This window comes from Paenibacillus sp. CF095 (assembly GCF_900101225.1).
Classification (GTDB): domain Bacteria; phylum Bacillota; class Bacilli; order Paenibacillales; family Paenibacillaceae; genus Paenibacillus.
This window is the reverse complement of sequence record NZ_FMZN01000001.1, coordinates 2208668-2225691: the sequence shown is the minus strand read 5'-3', so window position 1 is coordinate 2225691 and position 17024 is coordinate 2208668. Positions and strand designations below refer to the sequence as shown.

At 43.6% G+C, this 17024-nt stretch carries 16 protein-coding genes, 1 pseudogene and 1 riboswitch; of the genes and pseudogenes, 16 read left to right on the top strand and 1 reads right to left on the bottom strand.

All coding sequences use genetic code 11. From position 1 onward, the window contains the following. Positions 1 to 71: 71 nt before the first annotated feature. The 7 genes from BLS69_RS09645 (at position 72) to BLS69_RS09615 (ending at position 8733) form a co-directional block, all read left to right on the top strand. Positions 72 to 1055: an alpha/beta hydrolase gene (locus BLS69_RS09645; protein ID WP_091030829.1), complete on the top strand. Its 984-nt coding sequence runs from the start codon at positions 72 to 74 to the stop codon at positions 1053 to 1055. A gap of 45 nt (positions 1056 to 1100) precedes the next feature. Continuing rightward, positions 1101 to 2555 carry an alpha/beta hydrolase family protein gene (locus tag BLS69_RS09640; protein WP_091030827.1) on the top strand — a complete coding sequence of 485 codons (1455 nt, stop codon included), beginning with the start codon at positions 1101 to 1103 and terminating at the stop codon, positions 2553 to 2555. A gap of 35 nt (positions 2556 to 2590) precedes the next feature. Beyond that, on the top strand, positions 2591 to 4681 hold the full coding sequence (locus tag BLS69_RS09635; RefSeq protein ID WP_091030824.1) for a serine hydrolase domain-containing protein: 2091 nt from the start codon (positions 2591 to 2593) through the stop codon (positions 4679 to 4681). Between the two features lie 228 nt (positions 4682 to 4909). After that, positions 4910 to 5284, top strand: a complete 375-nt coding sequence (locus tag BLS69_RS09630) for a hypothetical protein (protein ID WP_256332267.1) — start codon at positions 4910 to 4912, stop codon at positions 5282 to 5284. 2 nt (positions 5285 to 5286) lie between these two features. Continuing rightward, positions 5287 to 7005 (top strand): ABC transporter ATP-binding protein, encoded by a 1719-nt coding sequence (locus BLS69_RS09625; RefSeq protein WP_091030823.1) that lies wholly within the window; start codon positions 5287 to 5289, stop codon positions 7003 to 7005. A 229-nt stretch (positions 7006 to 7234) separates the two neighbouring features. Then, positions 7235 to 7657, top strand: coding sequence for a MarR family winged helix-turn-helix transcriptional regulator (locus BLS69_RS09620; protein WP_036670809.1), 423 nt, complete (start codon positions 7235 to 7237; stop codon positions 7655 to 7657). Continuing rightward, on the top strand, positions 7654 to 8733 hold the full coding sequence (locus BLS69_RS09615; protein ID WP_091030820.1) for a threonine aldolase family protein: 1080 nt from the start codon (positions 7654 to 7656) through the stop codon (positions 8731 to 8733). The genes BLS69_RS09620 and BLS69_RS09615 overlap by 4 nt, the downstream gene beginning before the upstream one ends. Positions 8734 to 8859: 126 nt before the next feature. Here the strand turns inward: BLS69_RS09615 and BLS69_RS09610 are convergent, their stop codons facing one another. Beyond that, positions 8860 to 9777, bottom strand: a complete 918-nt coding sequence (locus BLS69_RS09610; protein WP_091030819.1) for an AraC family transcriptional regulator — start codon at positions 9775 to 9777, stop codon at positions 8860 to 8862. 371 nt (positions 9778 to 10148) lie between these two features. On the opposite strand from BLS69_RS09610, the pseudogene BLS69_RS09605 reads away from it, so the two are divergent. The 9 genes and pseudogenes from BLS69_RS09605 to BLS69_RS09565 all read left to right on the top strand — a co-directional run. Continuing rightward, positions 10149 to 10421: pseudogene (locus tag BLS69_RS09605) on the top strand (aldo/keto reductase); the annotation flags it as partial. Positions 10422 to 10660: 239 nt separating this feature from the next. Next, a complete protein-coding gene (locus tag BLS69_RS09600; RefSeq protein ID WP_091030816.1) occupies positions 10661 to 11425 on the top strand; it encodes a class I SAM-dependent methyltransferase in 765 nt (254 codons plus the stop codon). Between the two features lie 11 nt (positions 11426 to 11436). Further along, positions 11437 to 12066: a pentapeptide repeat-containing protein gene (locus tag BLS69_RS09595; RefSeq protein WP_091030814.1), complete on the top strand. Its 630-nt coding sequence runs from the start codon at positions 11437 to 11439 to the stop codon at positions 12064 to 12066. A 70-nt stretch (positions 12067 to 12136) separates the two neighbouring features. After that, a riboswitch (guanidine-I (ykkC/yxkD leader) is annotated at positions 12137 to 12235 on the top strand. 101 nt (positions 12236 to 12336) lie between these two features. After that, entirely contained in the window at positions 12337 to 12675 is a 339-nt protein-coding gene (locus BLS69_RS09590) for a DMT family transporter (protein WP_091030811.1), read from the top strand. Continuing rightward, a complete protein-coding gene (locus tag BLS69_RS09585) occupies positions 12675 to 12989 on the top strand; it encodes a DMT family transporter (protein WP_091030808.1) in 315 nt (104 codons plus the stop codon). The genes BLS69_RS09590 and BLS69_RS09585 overlap by 1 nt, the downstream gene beginning before the upstream one ends. Positions 12990 to 13106: 117 nt before the next feature. Beyond that, entirely contained in the window at positions 13107 to 14507 is a 1401-nt protein-coding gene (locus BLS69_RS09580; RefSeq protein WP_091030807.1) for a DEAD/DEAH box helicase, read from the top strand. 152 nt (positions 14508 to 14659) lie between these two features. Then, positions 14660 to 15016: an MmcQ/YjbR family DNA-binding protein gene (locus BLS69_RS09575; RefSeq protein ID WP_091030804.1), complete on the top strand. Its 357-nt coding sequence runs from the start codon at positions 14660 to 14662 to the stop codon at positions 15014 to 15016. Between the two features lie 162 nt (positions 15017 to 15178). Further along, positions 15179 to 15853 carry a hypothetical protein gene (locus tag BLS69_RS09570; protein ID WP_256332266.1) on the top strand — a complete coding sequence of 225 codons (675 nt, stop codon included), beginning with the start codon at positions 15179 to 15181 and terminating at the stop codon, positions 15851 to 15853. A 163-nt stretch (positions 15854 to 16016) separates the two neighbouring features. After that, positions 16017 to 16898, top strand: a complete 882-nt coding sequence (locus BLS69_RS09565) for an alpha/beta hydrolase (RefSeq protein WP_091030801.1) — start codon at positions 16017 to 16019, stop codon at positions 16896 to 16898. Positions 16899 to 17024 lie beyond the last annotated feature (126 nt).

Sequence of the window (17024 nt, the reverse complement as noted above, 5' to 3'; positions counted from 1 at the left end):
TCATTGGATAAGATTTCATTAGCAGCAAAGAAGACAACCGAACAAACAGTTCAAGACAGGAGAAGATCAGAGTGACACTACCAGAAGGAAAAAAAGCCAAGAACAGAACCAGGCTCAAGAAGGTACGAAATATTATACTTAAAGTACTGGGCGCAATCTTAATTGCCATTATTCTATTTCTAGGTATTGTTTATATCACAAATGTGATTAGTAGTAATTCAGAGGCGAAAAAGATAGAGCCCTACGGTCAGCATGTATCTGTAGACGGGAAAAATATGAATGTGCTCATTCAAGGTGAAGGCAAGGAAACGATTGTGCTTCTGCCCGGTTATGGAACAGCAACACCAGCGCTTGATTTCAAGCTGCTTATTGATGAATTATCTCCATATTACAAAGTGGTCGCTGTTGAGCCATTCGGTTATGGATTAAGTGATGAAACTGAAAAAGAAAGAACCACAGAGAATATCGTAAGTGAAATTCATGAAGCTCTGCAACAACTTGATATTCATCAGTATATGCTTATGGGTCACTCTATTGCAGGCATTTACGGCATTGATTATGTGAACAAATATCCGGGTGAGGTGACTGCTTTTGTCGGTATCGACAGTAGTGTTTCCACCCAACCTAGTATTACAGATGCGAAGTTCCCATTAAAAACGTTTGCGCTTCTCAGAAATACAGGTCTCTTAAGATTAATGATGAAAGTAAATGCAGACCCCTATGAGGGACTGGCATTTGACGATCACACAGTTGAGCAGATGAAAATGATCTCAAATAAAAACATGTATAATCCCACGTCATTAAATGAGATGGATCATATTTATTCCAATTTCAAAGGTGCTCGAGGTTTAACCTTCCCTAAAGACCTTCCACTTCTTCTCTTTGTACAAGCAAATAATGAAGGTGTTGAAGGATGGATTCCGTTGCATGAAGGGCAGATCAAAGATTCAGTACATGGGAAAGTCATCACTATGGATGGTTCACATTATTTACATCATACTCAATTCAAAAAAATTGCTGAAGATGTAAGAGCATTTATGAACGAAGCAAAATAAATATGGTTTCGGCCGTTGCCGTGATGAAAGAGAGAGGAATTCAACATGAGATTATTTGAGATACTGTTAGTTCTATCCTGTTTTGCTTTACTCGTAGACCTACTATTTATTAAAAGAAGTGCAAAGAAAACAGGATTGGGTTTGGGGATAGGAAGTAGCGTTATACTCGTAGTTCAATTGTTAGTTGAGGGATACAGATGGCAGTTGCTTTTGGTATATATCATGACGGCTCTATTCATAATTATTGTTTTACTCAGACATTCCGAAAAGATGATGAATCTAAAAATAGGGAAGTTCTTGAAATATAGTTTATCTTCCCTGATTGTCATTCTGCTGGTTGCTTCTACTGCCTTGTCTGTATACTTACCTGTCTTTAATTTGCCGAAGCCGGATGGTCCAGAGAAAGTGGGAACTCAAACATTTCATTTAACGGACCAGAACAGAGACGAAAGCTTCACTGAAGATCAAAGCGATAAGAGGGAACTAATGGTTCAAGTTTGGTACCCTACTGAAAATAGGAATAATATCAAGCGTGACACGCTGTTTCCAAATAATAAAGAAATGTTCAAAAAGTATATTCAGAGCTTCTCTGCTTCTTTAAAAATGCCCGAATTTGTACTCGACTACTTGAAGTATAGTCACACCAACTCTTATGAAAATGTAGAAATATTACCTTCCACAAGTCCTTATCCCGTGGTACTGCTATCTCATGGTATGGGAACCAGTAGAGTTCTACAAGCATCACAGGCGGAGAATCTGGCCAGTCATGGGTTTATCGTGGTCACCATCGATCATACGTATAGCACCTTTGCTACGCTTTTTCCAGATGGCCGTGTAACGGATTATAAAAAAAGTACGACTACACTAGATGAACGTACAAAAACAGGGAATATATGGACGAAAGACGTGGAGTTTGTAATCGATCAAATCGAAAAGCTGAATTCAGGTGCAATCGAAAGTCAGTTTAAAGGAAAGATCGATTTAAATAACATAGGCGCGATGGGGCATTCTTTTGGGGGTGCAACCGCGTTTAATGCAACGTATTTAGATCAGAGAATCAAGGCCGGGGTTAATATGGATGGGTCACTATATGAAGTGGAAAATAGAGATGATATAAACAAGCCGTTTATGTTCATCCGATCAGGAAGTTTTGAAGACTGGTTAGCCAATTTTGAAGTGGATAGAAATTCGGATGATGAAGTAACTAAATTTCTTTCAGATGAGCTGCACATCATGAAAAATGTTATCAATCATGGGGGAAATGTGATCTATGTAGAAGGAACCCAGCACTTTAATTTCACGGACCTTCAATTCTATTCGGAGCTGGTTAAACTGTCCGGGATCACAGGAGACATCAATGGTAAAAGAGGATCAAATATCATAAATCAATATGTACTCGATTTCTTTAACAAGCAGCTGAAAGAAACGGGTGGAGATCTGATTCAGGGACCGAGCGATTTGTATCCAGAGGTGAAATTTGTAGACCCAGAAGAACTCTAATAAACAAAACATTTAAAATTCAGGAGATGATGTGAATGGGACGACAAAAGGGAAAACGAACTTCAATCGCTGTGTTAACTCTGGTGTTAACGATGTTAGCTCCAATGTCAGTCATGGCCGCATCAACTGCCGTTAACAGCAGTGACCTGACGTATGAACCAACCAAGAAAATAGTAGCGGAGAAAGCCAAATTACTGACCGAGAAACATGGAATAACTAGCCTGCAATATGCCCTCATTGATGGTGGAGAGATTGTGGTGTCCGGTCAGACGGGTAAAAACGATAAAAACAACAAGGTGCCGCTTACTTCAAATACGATCTATGGTATAGGTTCAACTAGTAAAATGTTCCTCACAGCTTCTGTTATGAAGTTAGTTGACGAAGGCAAGATTGATTTGGATCTGCCTGTTGTGAACTATATACCTGATTTTCAGATGAAGGATCATCGCTACAAACAAATCACACCACGCATGCTGTTGAATCATTCTTCCGGTCTGCTGGGCAGTACTGGCAGCAATGCCACATTGTACGGGGATAATGACACGTATTCACACGATACGTTTCTGGAGCAATTGGCGAATCAAAACCTGAAGGCAGATCCTGGCGCATACTCGGTGTATAGTAACGACGGTTTTACGTTGGCCGAGATTATGGTTGAACGTGTTAGCGGCATGAGTTTTACGGCTTTCATACACCACTATTTTACGGAACCTTTGGACATGAAACATACCAAAACACCACAGGATGTGGTTGACCCGGCAGCAATGGCGGGAATCTATTCTCCTTTGGTTGAGGGTCAGCTTCCACAAGAGAATTATAATGTCATCGCTACTGGAGGCATTTATTCCACCGCTGAAGATCTTGTGAAGTTTTCACAAATCTTCACGGGAGAGGTCCAAGACATTCTTTCCAGTAAGTCAGTCGAAGCCATGGCGCAAGAAGAATACAAAAGAGGCATGTGGCCGGAGGGTGGCGACACGTCTATATCTTACGGGCTAGGGTGGGATAGTGTAAATCTGTACCCATTCAGTGAATACGGCATCAAAGCAGTAACCAAAGGTGGAGATACCATATCTTATCACTCATCATTAATCGTATTGCCGGAATACAATCTGGCTGCAGCCGTTACTTCATCTGGTGGGACAAGTGCCAAAGATCAGTTCATTGCGAGTGAATTATTGCTCAGCGCACTTGAGGAAAAGGGGATTATTACAGAACGGAAGCCGGAAAAATCATTTGGCGTGCCAGTGAAGGCCGATATGCCTGAAGAAATATCTACGTATGCTGGTATATATGGTGCCAATAATTCGGTTAAGAAGATCGAAATGAATCATGCTGGACAACTGACTGTATCCACACTCACAGCTCCAAGTAATCCGGCTCAAACATACACCTATACAGCGGATGGTACTTTTGTTAACGATGAAGGCACGGAAAAGTTGAAATTTGTTAAGGAGAAGAATGGAAGAATTTATCTGTGGTCTCGATCTTTTGTATCCTTGCCAGGACTTGGTCAGTTGGCTTTCTCAGAATATAAAGCGGAGAAGCTGGAAGTCAATGAATTATCCCAGGATATTACGGCCTCATGGGGGCAGCGTGAAGGTAAAAAATATTACCTGGTGAATGAGAAATACACATCAACGGTTTATCTCAATTCAGCACCAATTCTCCCGATTCATTTGGACAAAGAGACCCCGGGGTATATATCCAACACTAAGATTATTGGAGCAAACGAAGCAGTCACGGAGCTGCAAATCCCTGGCCTGGCTGGACGTGATACCAAGGAGATTTATTTCACCGAAAAGAACGGAGTAGAGTACATTACAGCCGTTGGTAGCATATACGCCAGTGAGGAAATGGTACAACCACTATATTCGGGTAAACAATCTCTAGCAACAATTCAAGCAGACGGATATGCCAGATGGTTTTCGATACCAGCAACGGTGAAAGGAAAAGTCATGACGGTTAAAATGCCTGCAACTGGCGCCTTTGCCGTATATGATCAAAAGGGTATTTGTATTAATCACACCGTAGTCAGCGGTCAGAATGAGGTTGTTTTACCAGAAAACGGCCGCATTGTATTTGCAGGTGACGTGGATTCCACATTTGAAATTTCATTGAAATAGTAACAATAGATTTGGTGCAGTGAATGATGATGATTTTTGTAGGAGTAAAAATAGTGAAAAACAAAAGAAGTCGCGAAATCGCGGCTTTTTTCTGTTCAAGAGATGATGAACATACGAGCGCAGTTACTTTATTGGAAAATTTAGGTTGACACTTCTTTTTATCGCGTATACAATCGTATACATAAATGCGTTGTATACATATGTATACACGTAATGGGGGTGGCAAAAATGAGAGATCGTGATCTGAATGAAATCAATGGAAGTGTACGTCAAGGTGAGCGTCCGAAACGTGATGTGAGTGACAATGAGCAACGTGGAGAGCGTTCCAGACGTGGCAGAGGACATGGTGAACATCAGGGAAAACGGGGCCATGGTGCGCAAACATTCCGCCGCGGCCGGATTCTTGTATTTCTGGAGCAGATGCAGAATCGAAGAACAACGCTCGCCAGACAACTTGGTCAGAAGGAGTATGAACATATTCGCCCGATGATCAGTGGAGAGTTGAAAGCTATTGATCAGGTCATCGACGAGTATATCCATCTTTTCGAGCTGCAAAATGAAGATGTAAGTCCCAATAAGGATCTGGAGAGTGAGAGTGAATAAGTATGATTCGTCGTTTTTTTTCGTATTATCGTCCCTATAAAAAACTGTTTTTGATTGATTTTGGATGCGCTGTACTCGCAGGTCTTCTGGAGTTGGCTTTCCCCCTTGCCGTCAGCAAATTCATTAATGAATTGTTGCCAGGTCAGGATTGGCCTCTCATTATGCTTGCCTGTGTTGTGCTGTTATCCATCTATGCACTTAATACGGTATTGAACTATGTCGTTACATACTGGGGACATATGCTGGGCATTAACATTGAGACCAACATGCGTGAGAAGATGTTCGCTCACTTGCAGAAGCTGTCCTTCCGGTTCTTTGATAATCGTAAAACAGGCCACTTAATTGGTCATCTTACGAATGATCTGAATGATATCGGCGAGGTTGCTCACCATGGACCTGAAGATGTATTCATCGCAGTTATGACATTAATCGGATCGTTCTGGCTGATGGCTAACATTAATCTGGAGCTTGCGCTGCTTACCTTTATCATTATCCCAATTATGGCTTGGGTCATTATCGTATTTGGCGGGCGGATGACGAAAACGTATCGGCGACTTTTCGGAGACGTCGGCAATTTCAATGCACGCATTGAAGATAACGTTGGTGGCATGCGTGTTGTGCAATCGTTCGCCAACGAAGAACATGAGAAAGAACTTTTTGCGCTGGATAATCAGAATTTCCGTAAAACCAAACTGCTTGCCTACAAAACGATGGCGAAAAGTATCTCGGTCAGTTATATGATGATGCGACTGGTTACGGTGTTTGTCATGATCAGCGGGGCTTGGTTTTATATCGATGGCAGAATCAATATGGGTGACTTTATGGCCTTCCTGCTGTTATCCAATATCTTCTTCCGTCCGATTGAGAAAATCAATGCCGTCATTGAAAGTTATCCAAAGGGCATCGCTGGTTTCAAGCGGTATCTGGAGATCATTGATACAGAACCTGAAATTGCGGATAGCAAAAACGCCGTTGAATTCGAAAGTGTGAAAGGTGATATTCGCTTTGAGAACGTCTCGTTCGGATATGAATCCAGTCGGCGTATTCTGAGTGATATCAGTCTGTCTGTTCGACCAGGGGAAACCGTTGCTTTTGTTGGTCCTTCGGGTGCAGGCAAGACGACGATCTGCAGCCTGCTTCCCCGATTCTATGAGGTAGAAGAGGGACGTATCACTGTAGATGGCGTCGACATTCGTAACGTTAAGCTTCAATCCTTGCGCAAGCATATCGGAATCGTTCAACAGGATGTATTTTTGTTCTCGGGTACCATTAAGGAGAATATTGCTTATGGTGATCTGAGTGCAACGGATGAACAAATCTGGGATGCCGCCCGTCGTGCCTCATTGGAGGAACTGATCCTCACGTTGCCTGATGGCATGGATACCATTATTGGTGAACGTGGTGTTAAACTGTCGGGAGGGCAAAAACAGCGTTTGTCCATCGCACGGATGTTTTTGAAAAACCCACCCATTCTTATTCTGGATGAGGCAACCTCTGCGCTGGATACGGAAACGGAAGCACTGATCCAGCAATCACTCGCTGAATTGTCGGTGGGCAGAACAACACTTGTTATTGCGCACAGACTGACAACTATCAAGAATGCAGATCGAATTATCGTAGTGAACACAGATGGTATCGCTGAGCAGGGTAACCACGAGGAATTGGTCGCCGCTGGAGGGATATACAGCCGTCTTCATCAGGTGCAATATAGTCACTCTTAATCCATATAAATTGAATTTACATTGGCCACTCCGATGACAGAACAACCTTGCCGCGCATATGCGCGGCTTTTTTTATTGATAGGATAATAAAAATGAAGTTATCAAATTCTATGCAAAAGATAATGTTGACAACGTCCACTAACGTGATTATTATAATGTTGACAATGTCCACTAAAAAGGAGGGTTTGACATCAACTCTCAGTACATAAATCCAGATATACTGGCTGACATGCGACGTTTTAACCGTTTTTATACCAACATACTTGGTGTACTCGACAAGCATATTCTCGGAACAGGGTATTCCTTTGCGGAAGTACGAGTAATTATTGAGATTGGAATTCGGGGAGAGAGCATTGCGAACAATCTGGTAGATACACTGACCATTGATCGCAGTTACATGAGCCGAATTGTGAACAAGCTGTCCAAGGAAGGACTGCTGGTGAAAGTGGATTCTGCTGCCGACAGCCGGGTCAGTCTGATTCGTCTGACAGCCAAGGGTGAGGAACTGTATGCCCAATTGAATGATCGATCCGATCAACAGATCCTGAAGCTGATGCAAGAATTGAATGAAGAAGAGATTCAAGAGGTATACACCTCCATGATGAACATACAAGAGAAGTTGAACAAGAAGGCAGGAGAGACAACACGATGATACGATTTGAATGTGATTATAACGAAGGTGCGCACGAACGAATTTTACAAAGACTGATGGAAACCAACATGGAACAGACGAGCGGGTATGGCACGGATGAGCATTGTGAACGGGCGAGAATGCTTATTCGTCAGGCATGTGACAATGAGCACGCTGATGTTCATTTCTTGGTTGGCGGTACACAGACAAATACAACGGTGATTGCATCTATTTTGCGTCCATATCAAGGAGTGATTGCTGCGACATCGGGACACATTGCGGTTCATGAGACGGGAGCTATTGAAGCTACGGGACATAAGGTGCTCACAGTTCCAAGCGAGGACGGAAAGATCACGCCTGAGCAGGTTAGAGCAGTCTATGATGCGCACATGAATGAATCGTCGCCGGAACACTGTGTTCAACCAGGAATGGTCTACATTTCCCAACCAACGGAGAATGGAACGATGTACAGCAAGGCAGAACTGCAAGCATTGCATACAGTGAGCAGAGCATGTGGTCTTCCGTTTTTCGTGGATGGAGCACGTCTTGGATATGCACTCGCTTCACGCGATTGCGATATGACACTTGCTGACCTTGCACGCTTGTGTGATGTATTTTACATTGGGGGAACCAAGATTGGCGCATTGATGGGAGAGGCAGTTGTCATCCTGAATGATGCACTGAAACCGGATTTTCGTTATATGATCAAACAAAAAGGTGGCCTGCTTGCCAAAGGCAGATTGCTGGGAATCCAATTTGAAACGTTGTTCGAAGATGGTCTTTACCTCGACATTTCTCGTCATGCCGTAGATATGGCCTTGAGAATTCATGACTCACTTGAACAGCAGGGGGTACGCTTCCTGTACGATTCACCAACCAACCAGCAGTTTCCGATTCTGCCTGATCGTTTGCTTGAGAAATTACGCAGCGGTTATACCTTCTCTTTCTGGGAAAAGGTTGACGGTACACACAGTGCGGTGCGGTTCTGCACCAGCTGGGCAACTCGTCAAGAGAATGTGGATGCACTGACTCGTGATATCACTCAATTATTGTACGAAGAGATCCACGTGCCAGAACGGGTCGAAGCATTGGTCTAATCTTGTTCAAAAATGAAGGAATAATCCAAAAGCAATTACGCAGAATTCTGATACTGAAAAAGGACAACCCGTTGTGGTTGTCCTTTTTTGGTTTGTCTTTTTGTGAGATAGGCAGTATATACTCGGTTACTCACTCAAGGCCATATCGTATTTCTCTTTCAGCCGTCGGATATCGGCTCTTGGCGGCGCACCGAACATGCGTGCATATTCGCGGCTAAATTGGGAAGCACTCTCGTAACCAACCCGGAACGCTACATCTGCCGCATCTGCAGATTCGGCCATCAGAAGTCGCCGGGCTTCCTGTAATCTTAATTGTTTCTGGAATTGTAATGGGCTCATAGCTGTAATCTCTTTGAAGTGACGATGGAATGAAGAGACGCTCATACTGGCGGTCTCAGCCAGATCTTCAATGCGAAATGGCTGTTCCCAATGATGAACGATGTACTCAATCGCTTCTCTGATCCGATAAGTGCTGCTACCTTCAACCGCAATCTGCGCCAGTTCTCCTCCGTAAGGCCCTTGAAGGAGGCGGAACAGGATTTCTTTAACGTACAACGGAACCAGAAACGGAATCTCTTCCGGCGTATCCAGCAAACGAACAAGTCGGAGTACAGCGTCCTGAATGGACGATTCCATCTGACCTACAAACATGGCTCGTCTGGCGTTTTCGTTGAATGTTACCTTGATATTGTATTCGTTAAGTACTTCGAGAATTTGGTTCGGTGTGAATTCGAGCTTGAGACTTAAGTAGGGTGCATCAGCGGATGCCTTGATAATCTGCCCGATGACCGGGAGATTCATGGAAGCAATCAGGTAATTGGAAGGTCCATATTCATAACGCTCCTGTGCGAGCAATACTTCTTTCAACCCTTGAACAATCACACAAAATGAAGGTTTATACACTCTGTATGCGGGTTCACTAATCTTGGAATGGTGATAGACAAACAGGGAAGGAACCGCCGTTTCCATTGCACCGTTATGATTGGAATGGCGTTCGATCAGGTCACTCAATTCCTGTTTTGGTAGAAATAATTCTTCGGTCATACGTATCCTCCTCACGGATTTAACCTACTTAAATTATAAAGCTTACCGTACAGAACCAAAAGGGGGCCTGAGAGGATCAGGCAATCAATTAAGACGATTGATATACCGCTTGCAGCCCATGACTCGGCATACTAAGAGTATGTTAACAGAGCCAAGCGATTAAAGTTTATTCGAAAAGTTGGGTGAGTAAGGTGATGAAGTGGTTATCAAACCATGTGAGGCAAATATTGATTGACAGGCTCGAATCACAGATCAAGTTCGAAGAAAATTCCGTACATCGAGAGATATACTTCACATGCTGGTTAGAGCTAGTTACCGAAGAGGTCGAGACAACATCCATTCACAGAACAAATTGAAGGAGAGTGTGAAATATGGAATATGTGAAATTAGGACGTACCGGTCTGGATGTCTCCAGATTATGTCTAGGTTGCATGAGTTACGGTGTACCGGAACGCGGAATGGCTCCATGGTCCCTGAATGAAGAGCAGAGTCGACCGTTCATCCAGAAGGCGTTGGATGCTGGTATTAATTTCTTCGATACGGCCAATATCTATTCGGATGGAACCAGTGAGGAAATTGTTGGACGTGCATTGAAGGACTTTGCGCGTCGGGATGAGATTGTCCTGGCGACCAAAATTCACCATCTGGAGGATGCAATGGCAGCCCTTACGGTGAAGCTGACTGTGGAAGAGATCGGTTTCCTCGAAGAAGTGTATGTACCGCATCCGGTAACAGGCATTCTCAGTTGATCCGAATTCTTAATGTTAAAGTCGCCATTCGGCGGCTTTTTTTATAGTTATCTGATGAGTGAATTGACAGTTCTCTTATATTAAAGTTATTATAGATACATTAGATCCTTAATTGAAAAAGGAGATTATATTCTATGAATAACGGACATTCATCCGGTCAAGCGAACGAATCATGGAGTGGTCATTCCGCTCCTTTTGCAACGTTACAGGAAACACCTATCTTATCCCTGCTCCAGCCATCCCAAGGTGAACGTATTCTTGATGTGGGTTGTGGCAATGGGGATCTGACAGCCAAAATTGCAGCCGCAGGAGCGCTGCCAATAGGTATAGATTTTTCAGAAGAGACGATTAGGCAAGCTAAACAGAAATACCCTGATATGAATATTCAAGTCGAAAATGCTTGTCATTATCGGACAGAAGAAACGTTTGATGCGGTCTTCTCTCATGCCGTTCTGCATTGGATCAAGGATGCTTCAGCTGTAGTACAATCCATACAGTTAGCGCTCAAGACGGGAGGACGATTCGTGGCTGAGTTTGCTGGAAGTGGCAACACGGCTATATTAATAACAGCGGTAAGGGAAGAACTGAATGCCCGTGGATACAAATGGGAAGGACGGAATCCATGGTATCACCCGACCATTGGCGAATATGCTAATCTACTAGAACAACACGGATTTCGAGTTCGTCTGGCGCAGCACGTTGACCAATTTACCCCGTTTAAGCCAGGTGTCAGAAAGTGGTTGACCAGCTTCGCGGAGTATTTATTCAGTGGTATCACGCCTGCGGAACAGGATGTTATTATGGAAGCTGTCGAGAAAAGAGTGCGGCCACAACTGATGCGGGATGGACAGTGGTATCTGGACAGAAGCCGACTGCGAGTTGTAGCTATTAAAGAATAGGGGAATACGGGATGAAAATGGACAAACCCAAGATTCAGGAGCAGTTGCTCGAACCGGAAACGATTGCATTCCTGGAATCCAAAGTGGAGTACAAACACAAACTGATCGAGAACATTACATTGGATCAACAGGAAGCGAGTAAGGTTTCCTTTGAAAATGTTGTATTTAGACATGTGACAATCTCGGAGTCTGCCTTGGAACAATTTGAATTCACCGATGTCCGGTTTGAACACTGCGACTTCTCCAATGTCAATCTCTCTGGTGCCTTCATGCACCGGATCGAATGGCATAACTGCAAGTTTGTCGGAACTGATTTTTCCAATAGCCGATTGCAAAATGTCAATTTCCTTCATGGTCTAGGCGACTATAGCAATTTCCGTTTTGCCCATCTGAAACAGGTCTCTTTCTCGGAATGTACCTTGATTGGTGCGGACTTTGCCTATCTGGCACTGCAAAAAATGGAGTTCAGTCAATGTAACATCGACCAAGCTTCCTTAACGGGGACCAAAATGAAGGATTTGGATCTTAGCGATTGCGAATTTGACTCCTTGGTGCTGACCATGGAAGATCTCAACGGTTGTGTGATTTCACCACATCAAGCCGCCACATTTGTAGGATTAATGGGTTTGATTATCAAATAAATAACATGATCATAATATCAGGGTTGCCAAGATAGTGGAAGTGTGTATAATTGGAGACACATTAGAATAAAAACAGGTTTTCTAGGGTTCCGCGATGTATGTCGGTCTGGTCCGAGAGAAAACCCACAACCTGTTGGTTGTGCCACGGAGGGATAAAAGCCTGGGAGATGAACTGCTACATGCAGTTTGTTTCCCGGGCTTTTTTTGTTTTTACGCTAATGTACCCATACTAGGTGTAAAAAAATGAATCAGAGAAAGGGAGTAGCAGGAATGAATAAAACGTGGATGTCAGTTGTGATTGCTGTATTGTTTGAAGTGGGTTGGGTCATTGGATTGAAACATGCCAGTGGTCTGCTGGAATGGGGGTTTACGTTGGTTGCAATTATCATTAGTTTCTCCTTGATGATTGCAGCTTCGCGGACACTGCCTGTGGGAACCGTGTATGCAGTATTTGTTGGCCTGGGTACCGCAGGTACAGTGCTTGCAGAGATTTTTCTGTTTAATGCACCTATCCAAACCGGAAAAATGGTACTCATTGGTGTACTTTTACTCGGCGTAATCGGGCTTAAAATGCTGAGCAAAGAGAAGAATAAGGAGGTGCAGCTATAATGAACTGGGTATTTCTTATCTTGGCAGGGGTATTTGAGATGATCGGAGTGCTGATGATAAACAAGTTGCACAAAGACCGTAATCTCATTTCACTGGTTCTATTGGTAGCCGGGTTTGGATTGAGTTTCCTGTTCCTGTCCCTTGCGATGGAAACTCTTCCGATGGGGACAGCATATGCGGTATGGACGGGAATCGGAGCTTCCGGCGGTGCTATTCTTGGCATGGTGTTTTACGGAGAACCTCGAAATGCCCTAAGAATTCTGTTTATCGCTATGGTGCTTGGATCGGCAGTCGGTCTTAAATTGGTCAGTTAAACAAAGTGATATTAAAAAGATAATGTACAGATTACGTTTTTAATGGTATCCTTATACGTTACGTGTGAAATAAAAGATGCGTCTTATTGATAGATGTGCGTAAATGAAGGAGACAACATGACATTTAAGGACTTAAATATTATCCCCTCTATTATGGAAGGGTTAAGCAAAGCAAATTATACTAATCCTACCCCTATACAGGAACAGGCCATACCAGCTGTATTAGCTGGCAGAGATCTGCTGGGATGTGCACAGACAGGAACAGGCAAGACGGCAGCATTTTCGGTGCCGATCATTCAATTATTAAGCGAAAGATCCAAAGGACCCAAGTCCGCACGACATATTCGCTCATTAATTTTGACACCAACACGAGAACTGGCTATTCAGATCGCGGATAACATCAAGGTATATAGCCGGTATACGGACATTCGTTGTACGGCAATCGTTGGCGGCGTTTCGCAAAAAGTACAAGAGCGTGCGCTGAATCAAGGTGCAGATATTATTATCGCAACACCTGGCAGATTGAACGATCTGATTAATCAGAAACGTATTGATCTGAAGATGGTTGAGATTCTTGTTCTGGATGAAGCAGACCGGATGTTGGACATGGGCTTCATTCATGATGTGAAAAGAATTATTGCCAAAATGCCGAACAAAAAGCAGACGCTGTTCTTCTCAGCTACAATGCCTCCTGAAATCACCAAAATGGTTAAAACCCTGCTGGTTGATCCAGTCAAAGTAGAAATCACACCGGTATCTTCAACAGTAGACCGCATTGAGCAGTCTATATATTTGCTGGAGAACGGCAAGAAGCAACATATGTTGAACCAAATTTTGGAGGATAAATCCATCGTCACGGCATTGGTGTTCACACGCACGAAGCGCGGCGCTGACCGGGTTACACGTGATTTGGCCAAAGTGAACGTTACGGCACAGGCTATTCATGGCAACAAGTCTCAGAACGAGAGACAACGGGCACTGAACAACTTCAAGAGTGGTGCAACACGTGTATTAGTTGCGACGGATATCGCGGCAAGAGGAATTGACGTGGAGGAACTGTCACATGTCATTAACTTTAACCTGCCTAACATCCCGGAAACGTATGTTCACCGTATTGGCCGTACAGGTCGAGCTGGCAAAAGCGGGATGGCAATTTCGTTCTGTGAGAAGGATGAACTTCCATTCCTGAAGGATATCGAGAAAGTAATCAAAAAGACGATTCCTGAAGTGAAAGGTCATCCGTATCCAATGACAGGTGTACCTGTGTTTGATAAAACCAGCAAAGCAGCAGGCAGTAAACCTTCGTTCAACAAATCGGCTGCTGGCAAACCGGCGAAGTCCAAAGCTAACCCGGCGCGCAAGCCCAAATCCGAATGGTTTGCCAAGAGTGGTAAATCAAACAGTAGTCGTTCAAACGACGGTAGACCGAATAGCAGTAGATCAAACAGCAGTAGCAGTAAATCAAACCATGGCTCCTTCAGCCGCAGCAGCAAAACTAGGAATGATAGAGCCAATTAAGATCTAAATAAATCCAGATAAAACCTTCTCCATTGATATGGAGGAGGTTTTATTATGTGCTTTTATGTGCTTTTATGTGCAACAAGCTTATTTACATACGAACTTACATTCGGTATCATTATATCGTCCACTGGTGAAAGGGAGGTACTGACTTGAAGGATACGATGATTGAATACAGTTTGAAGAAGAAAGGCGCGACCAAGGATTATCCATTTGGTCCTGATCCAGTCGCGATTAAAGTTGCGGGTAAGATGTTCGCGCTTATTTTTGAAAACAAAGAAAAGCACTGTCGCTTGAACTTAAAATGTGATCCCGTTATTGCAGAGAACCTGAGAGAGCAGCATGAAGCAGTTCAACCGGGGTATCATATGAACAAAAAACACTGGAATACCATTACGCTGGATGGTTCATTGTCCGATGAGGATGTCTACGTCATGATCGATCACTCTTATGATATGGTTGTCCAATCTCTTCCGAAAAGGATTCGGGAATCTCTGGCCGAATCGTGAGACATTTCTATTTGATTTAACACACATTTATGTATCGTATAAAGGACGTGCCGAGCTTCGCTAATAAGGTAAGAAAGAAGAAATATATATTATGAGGTATGTAAAAAAGCCACTGGTCTGCTGGCCAAGTAGATTGAATATCATATGGAAATGAAGACATACATGAAGTCCGTGTGGGACCGTTACCTTGGAAATAAACAAGATCGAACAGCCATGATCAACGTTGTATCCCTTGTTATCAATGCTTTGATCGGAATAGGCAAGTTAATCCTGGGAATATATCTGCTTTCCGGATGGTTCATTACAAATGCGGTATATTATCTGATTCTGTGTGTAGCCAAAGGACAGGTGCTTCAAAAATATAAAGTTGCCAAAAGGATGAAGTCTCCAAAGGAAAGATATACATTAGAGCTTACGGTCTATAAGCGCGGTGGTCTTTTCCTGTGTTTTCTGGGCATGTCCTATTCACTGGTCTGCCTGCGAATGTATCTAATCGGCGATGCCTTCATATATGAGGGTAACATCGTGTATATCGTATCTACAGTGGCTTTTACCAAGCTGGTTTTTGCCGTGTATGGTACCTGGGCGAACCGTCATCTCCATAACCCGATCATATCTACATTAAAAATGATTAACTTCACCGATGCGATGGTATCCATCGTGGTGACCCAAGCGACATTACTTACCATGCAAGGCTCACCTCTTGCATTAAAAACCAGTAGCTTGTTTGGCATGGGGTGCAGCGTTTTATTTTGTTTGATGGGGGTCTGGATGATGTTCCACAAAAAACAGGAAACAAGCACGGACCCAAACCGATCTCCTGGCACTGAATGTTAACATTGAAGCATTATGAGCAGGGGAAGGTAATTTTGGTCCACGTTTGAGCATGTTGATCAATACATATCGAATGAATTGCACATGACGGAATAGACGAATGTCATCTATACTTAAGTGACAACGGAAGTAGGCGTATTGGCAATCCACTAAAGGAGTGATATCTATGGATCAACAACAACTGTCAATGGTACAACGTATGCGTCAAAATGTCGTCGGTACAGGTTCAGCTCTTCAACCCAGTTCCACGTATGCTGTCACAGTAGAAGAAGTCATGATTCCTACAACTAAAGGTGATACACGTGTTCTTGTGTATACACCGGATAGGGACCATTCCGCTCCTCTGCCGGTCTTCTTTAATATGCATGGGGGTGGTTTCATCTTGGGACAAGCAGAGATGGATGATCCATGGTGTCGCCTGATCGCTGATCGATCTGATTGTGTAGTCGTTAATATCGATTACAGTCTTGCACCGGAGCACAAGTTCCCAACGGCGGTCCATGAATGTTACGACGTTGTACAGTGGGTCCACGCCAATCCGCAATCCTTATCGGTTAACCCGTCTCTATTTGCTATCGGGGGGCATAGTGCTGGTGGTAATCTTGCTGCAGCAGTGTGTTTACTGAATCAGCAACGAGGAAGCGAGCTGCCAATTGTTCTGCAAGTTATGGATTATGCCGTATTGGATGTGGCTACAGATCCGGCCGAGAAACCGAGTTTTGAAGAAGCCATTCCAGCCGAGATCGCCAGAACGTTTAATGCCATGTACCTTGAAACGCCAGAAGATGCGCAAGACCCGTTGGCTTCACCTGTGCTCGCAACATCATTGCAGGGTCTCCCGGAAGCATTGATTATTACCGCGGAGAAAGATTCACTGGCCCAAGAAGCAAGAACATATGCAGCAAGGCTGGAAGCAAGCGGTGTTAAGGTGACTCTTAAGGAGTACGAGGGAGCCGCTCATGGATTTACGCATTTTGGGGATCTCCAGATGGCTGAGGATGCCTGGTACCGGATGAGTGACAAGATCAGAGAAGCATTTTCCAAATAACGTACATCAGAACGACGTTGAGAAGTGGTTAGAAATTATTTGAGAAAGTTATTTAAAAAGATACCTTGAAGTCGCCTAATGGCGGCTTTTTTTCATTCATTGGTGTGACTGCTTCAATGGCTTGAT

Excerpts from the sequence above, each read along its gene's own strand:
- BLS69_RS09570 (WP_256332266.1), top strand. The coding sequence starts at position 15,179 with ATGAAGTCCGTGTGGGACCGTTACCTTGGAAATAAACAAGATCGAACA.
- BLS69_RS09580 (WP_091030807.1), top strand. The coding sequence starts at position 13,107 with ATGACATTTAAGGACTTAAATATTATCCCCTCTATTATGGAAGGGTTA.
- BLS69_RS09585 (WP_091030808.1), top strand. The coding sequence starts at position 12,675 with ATGAACTGGGTATTTCTTATCTTGGCAGGGGTATTTGAGATGATCGGA.
- BLS69_RS09565 (WP_091030801.1), top strand. The coding sequence starts at position 16,017 with ATGGATCAACAACAACTGTCAATGGTACAACGTATGCGTCAAAATGTC.
- BLS69_RS09610 (WP_091030819.1), bottom strand. The coding sequence starts at position 9,777 with ATGACCGAAGAATTATTTCTACCAAAACAGGAATTGAGTGACCTGATC.
- BLS69_RS09620 (WP_036670809.1), top strand. The coding sequence starts at position 7,235 with ATGCGACGTTTTAACCGTTTTTATACCAACATACTTGGTGTACTCGAC.
- BLS69_RS09615 (WP_091030820.1), top strand. The coding sequence starts at position 7,654 with ATGATACGATTTGAATGTGATTATAACGAAGGTGCGCACGAACGAATT.
- BLS69_RS09625 (WP_091030823.1), top strand. The coding sequence starts at position 5,287 with ATGATTCGTCGTTTTTTTTCGTATTATCGTCCCTATAAAAAACTGTTT.
- BLS69_RS09630 (WP_256332267.1), top strand. The coding sequence starts at position 4,910 with ATGAGAGATCGTGATCTGAATGAAATCAATGGAAGTGTACGTCAAGGT.
- BLS69_RS09595 (WP_091030814.1), top strand. The coding sequence starts at position 11,437 with ATGAAAATGGACAAACCCAAGATTCAGGAGCAGTTGCTCGAACCGGAA.
- BLS69_RS09590 (WP_091030811.1), top strand. The coding sequence starts at position 12,337 with ATGAATAAAACGTGGATGTCAGTTGTGATTGCTGTATTGTTTGAAGTG.
- BLS69_RS09600 (WP_091030816.1), top strand. The coding sequence starts at position 10,661 with ATGAATAACGGACATTCATCCGGTCAAGCGAACGAATCATGGAGTGGT.
- BLS69_RS09635 (WP_091030824.1), top strand. The coding sequence starts at position 2,591 with ATGGGACGACAAAAGGGAAAACGAACTTCAATCGCTGTGTTAACTCTG.
- BLS69_RS09640 (WP_091030827.1), top strand. The coding sequence starts at position 1,101 with ATGAGATTATTTGAGATACTGTTAGTTCTATCCTGTTTTGCTTTACTC.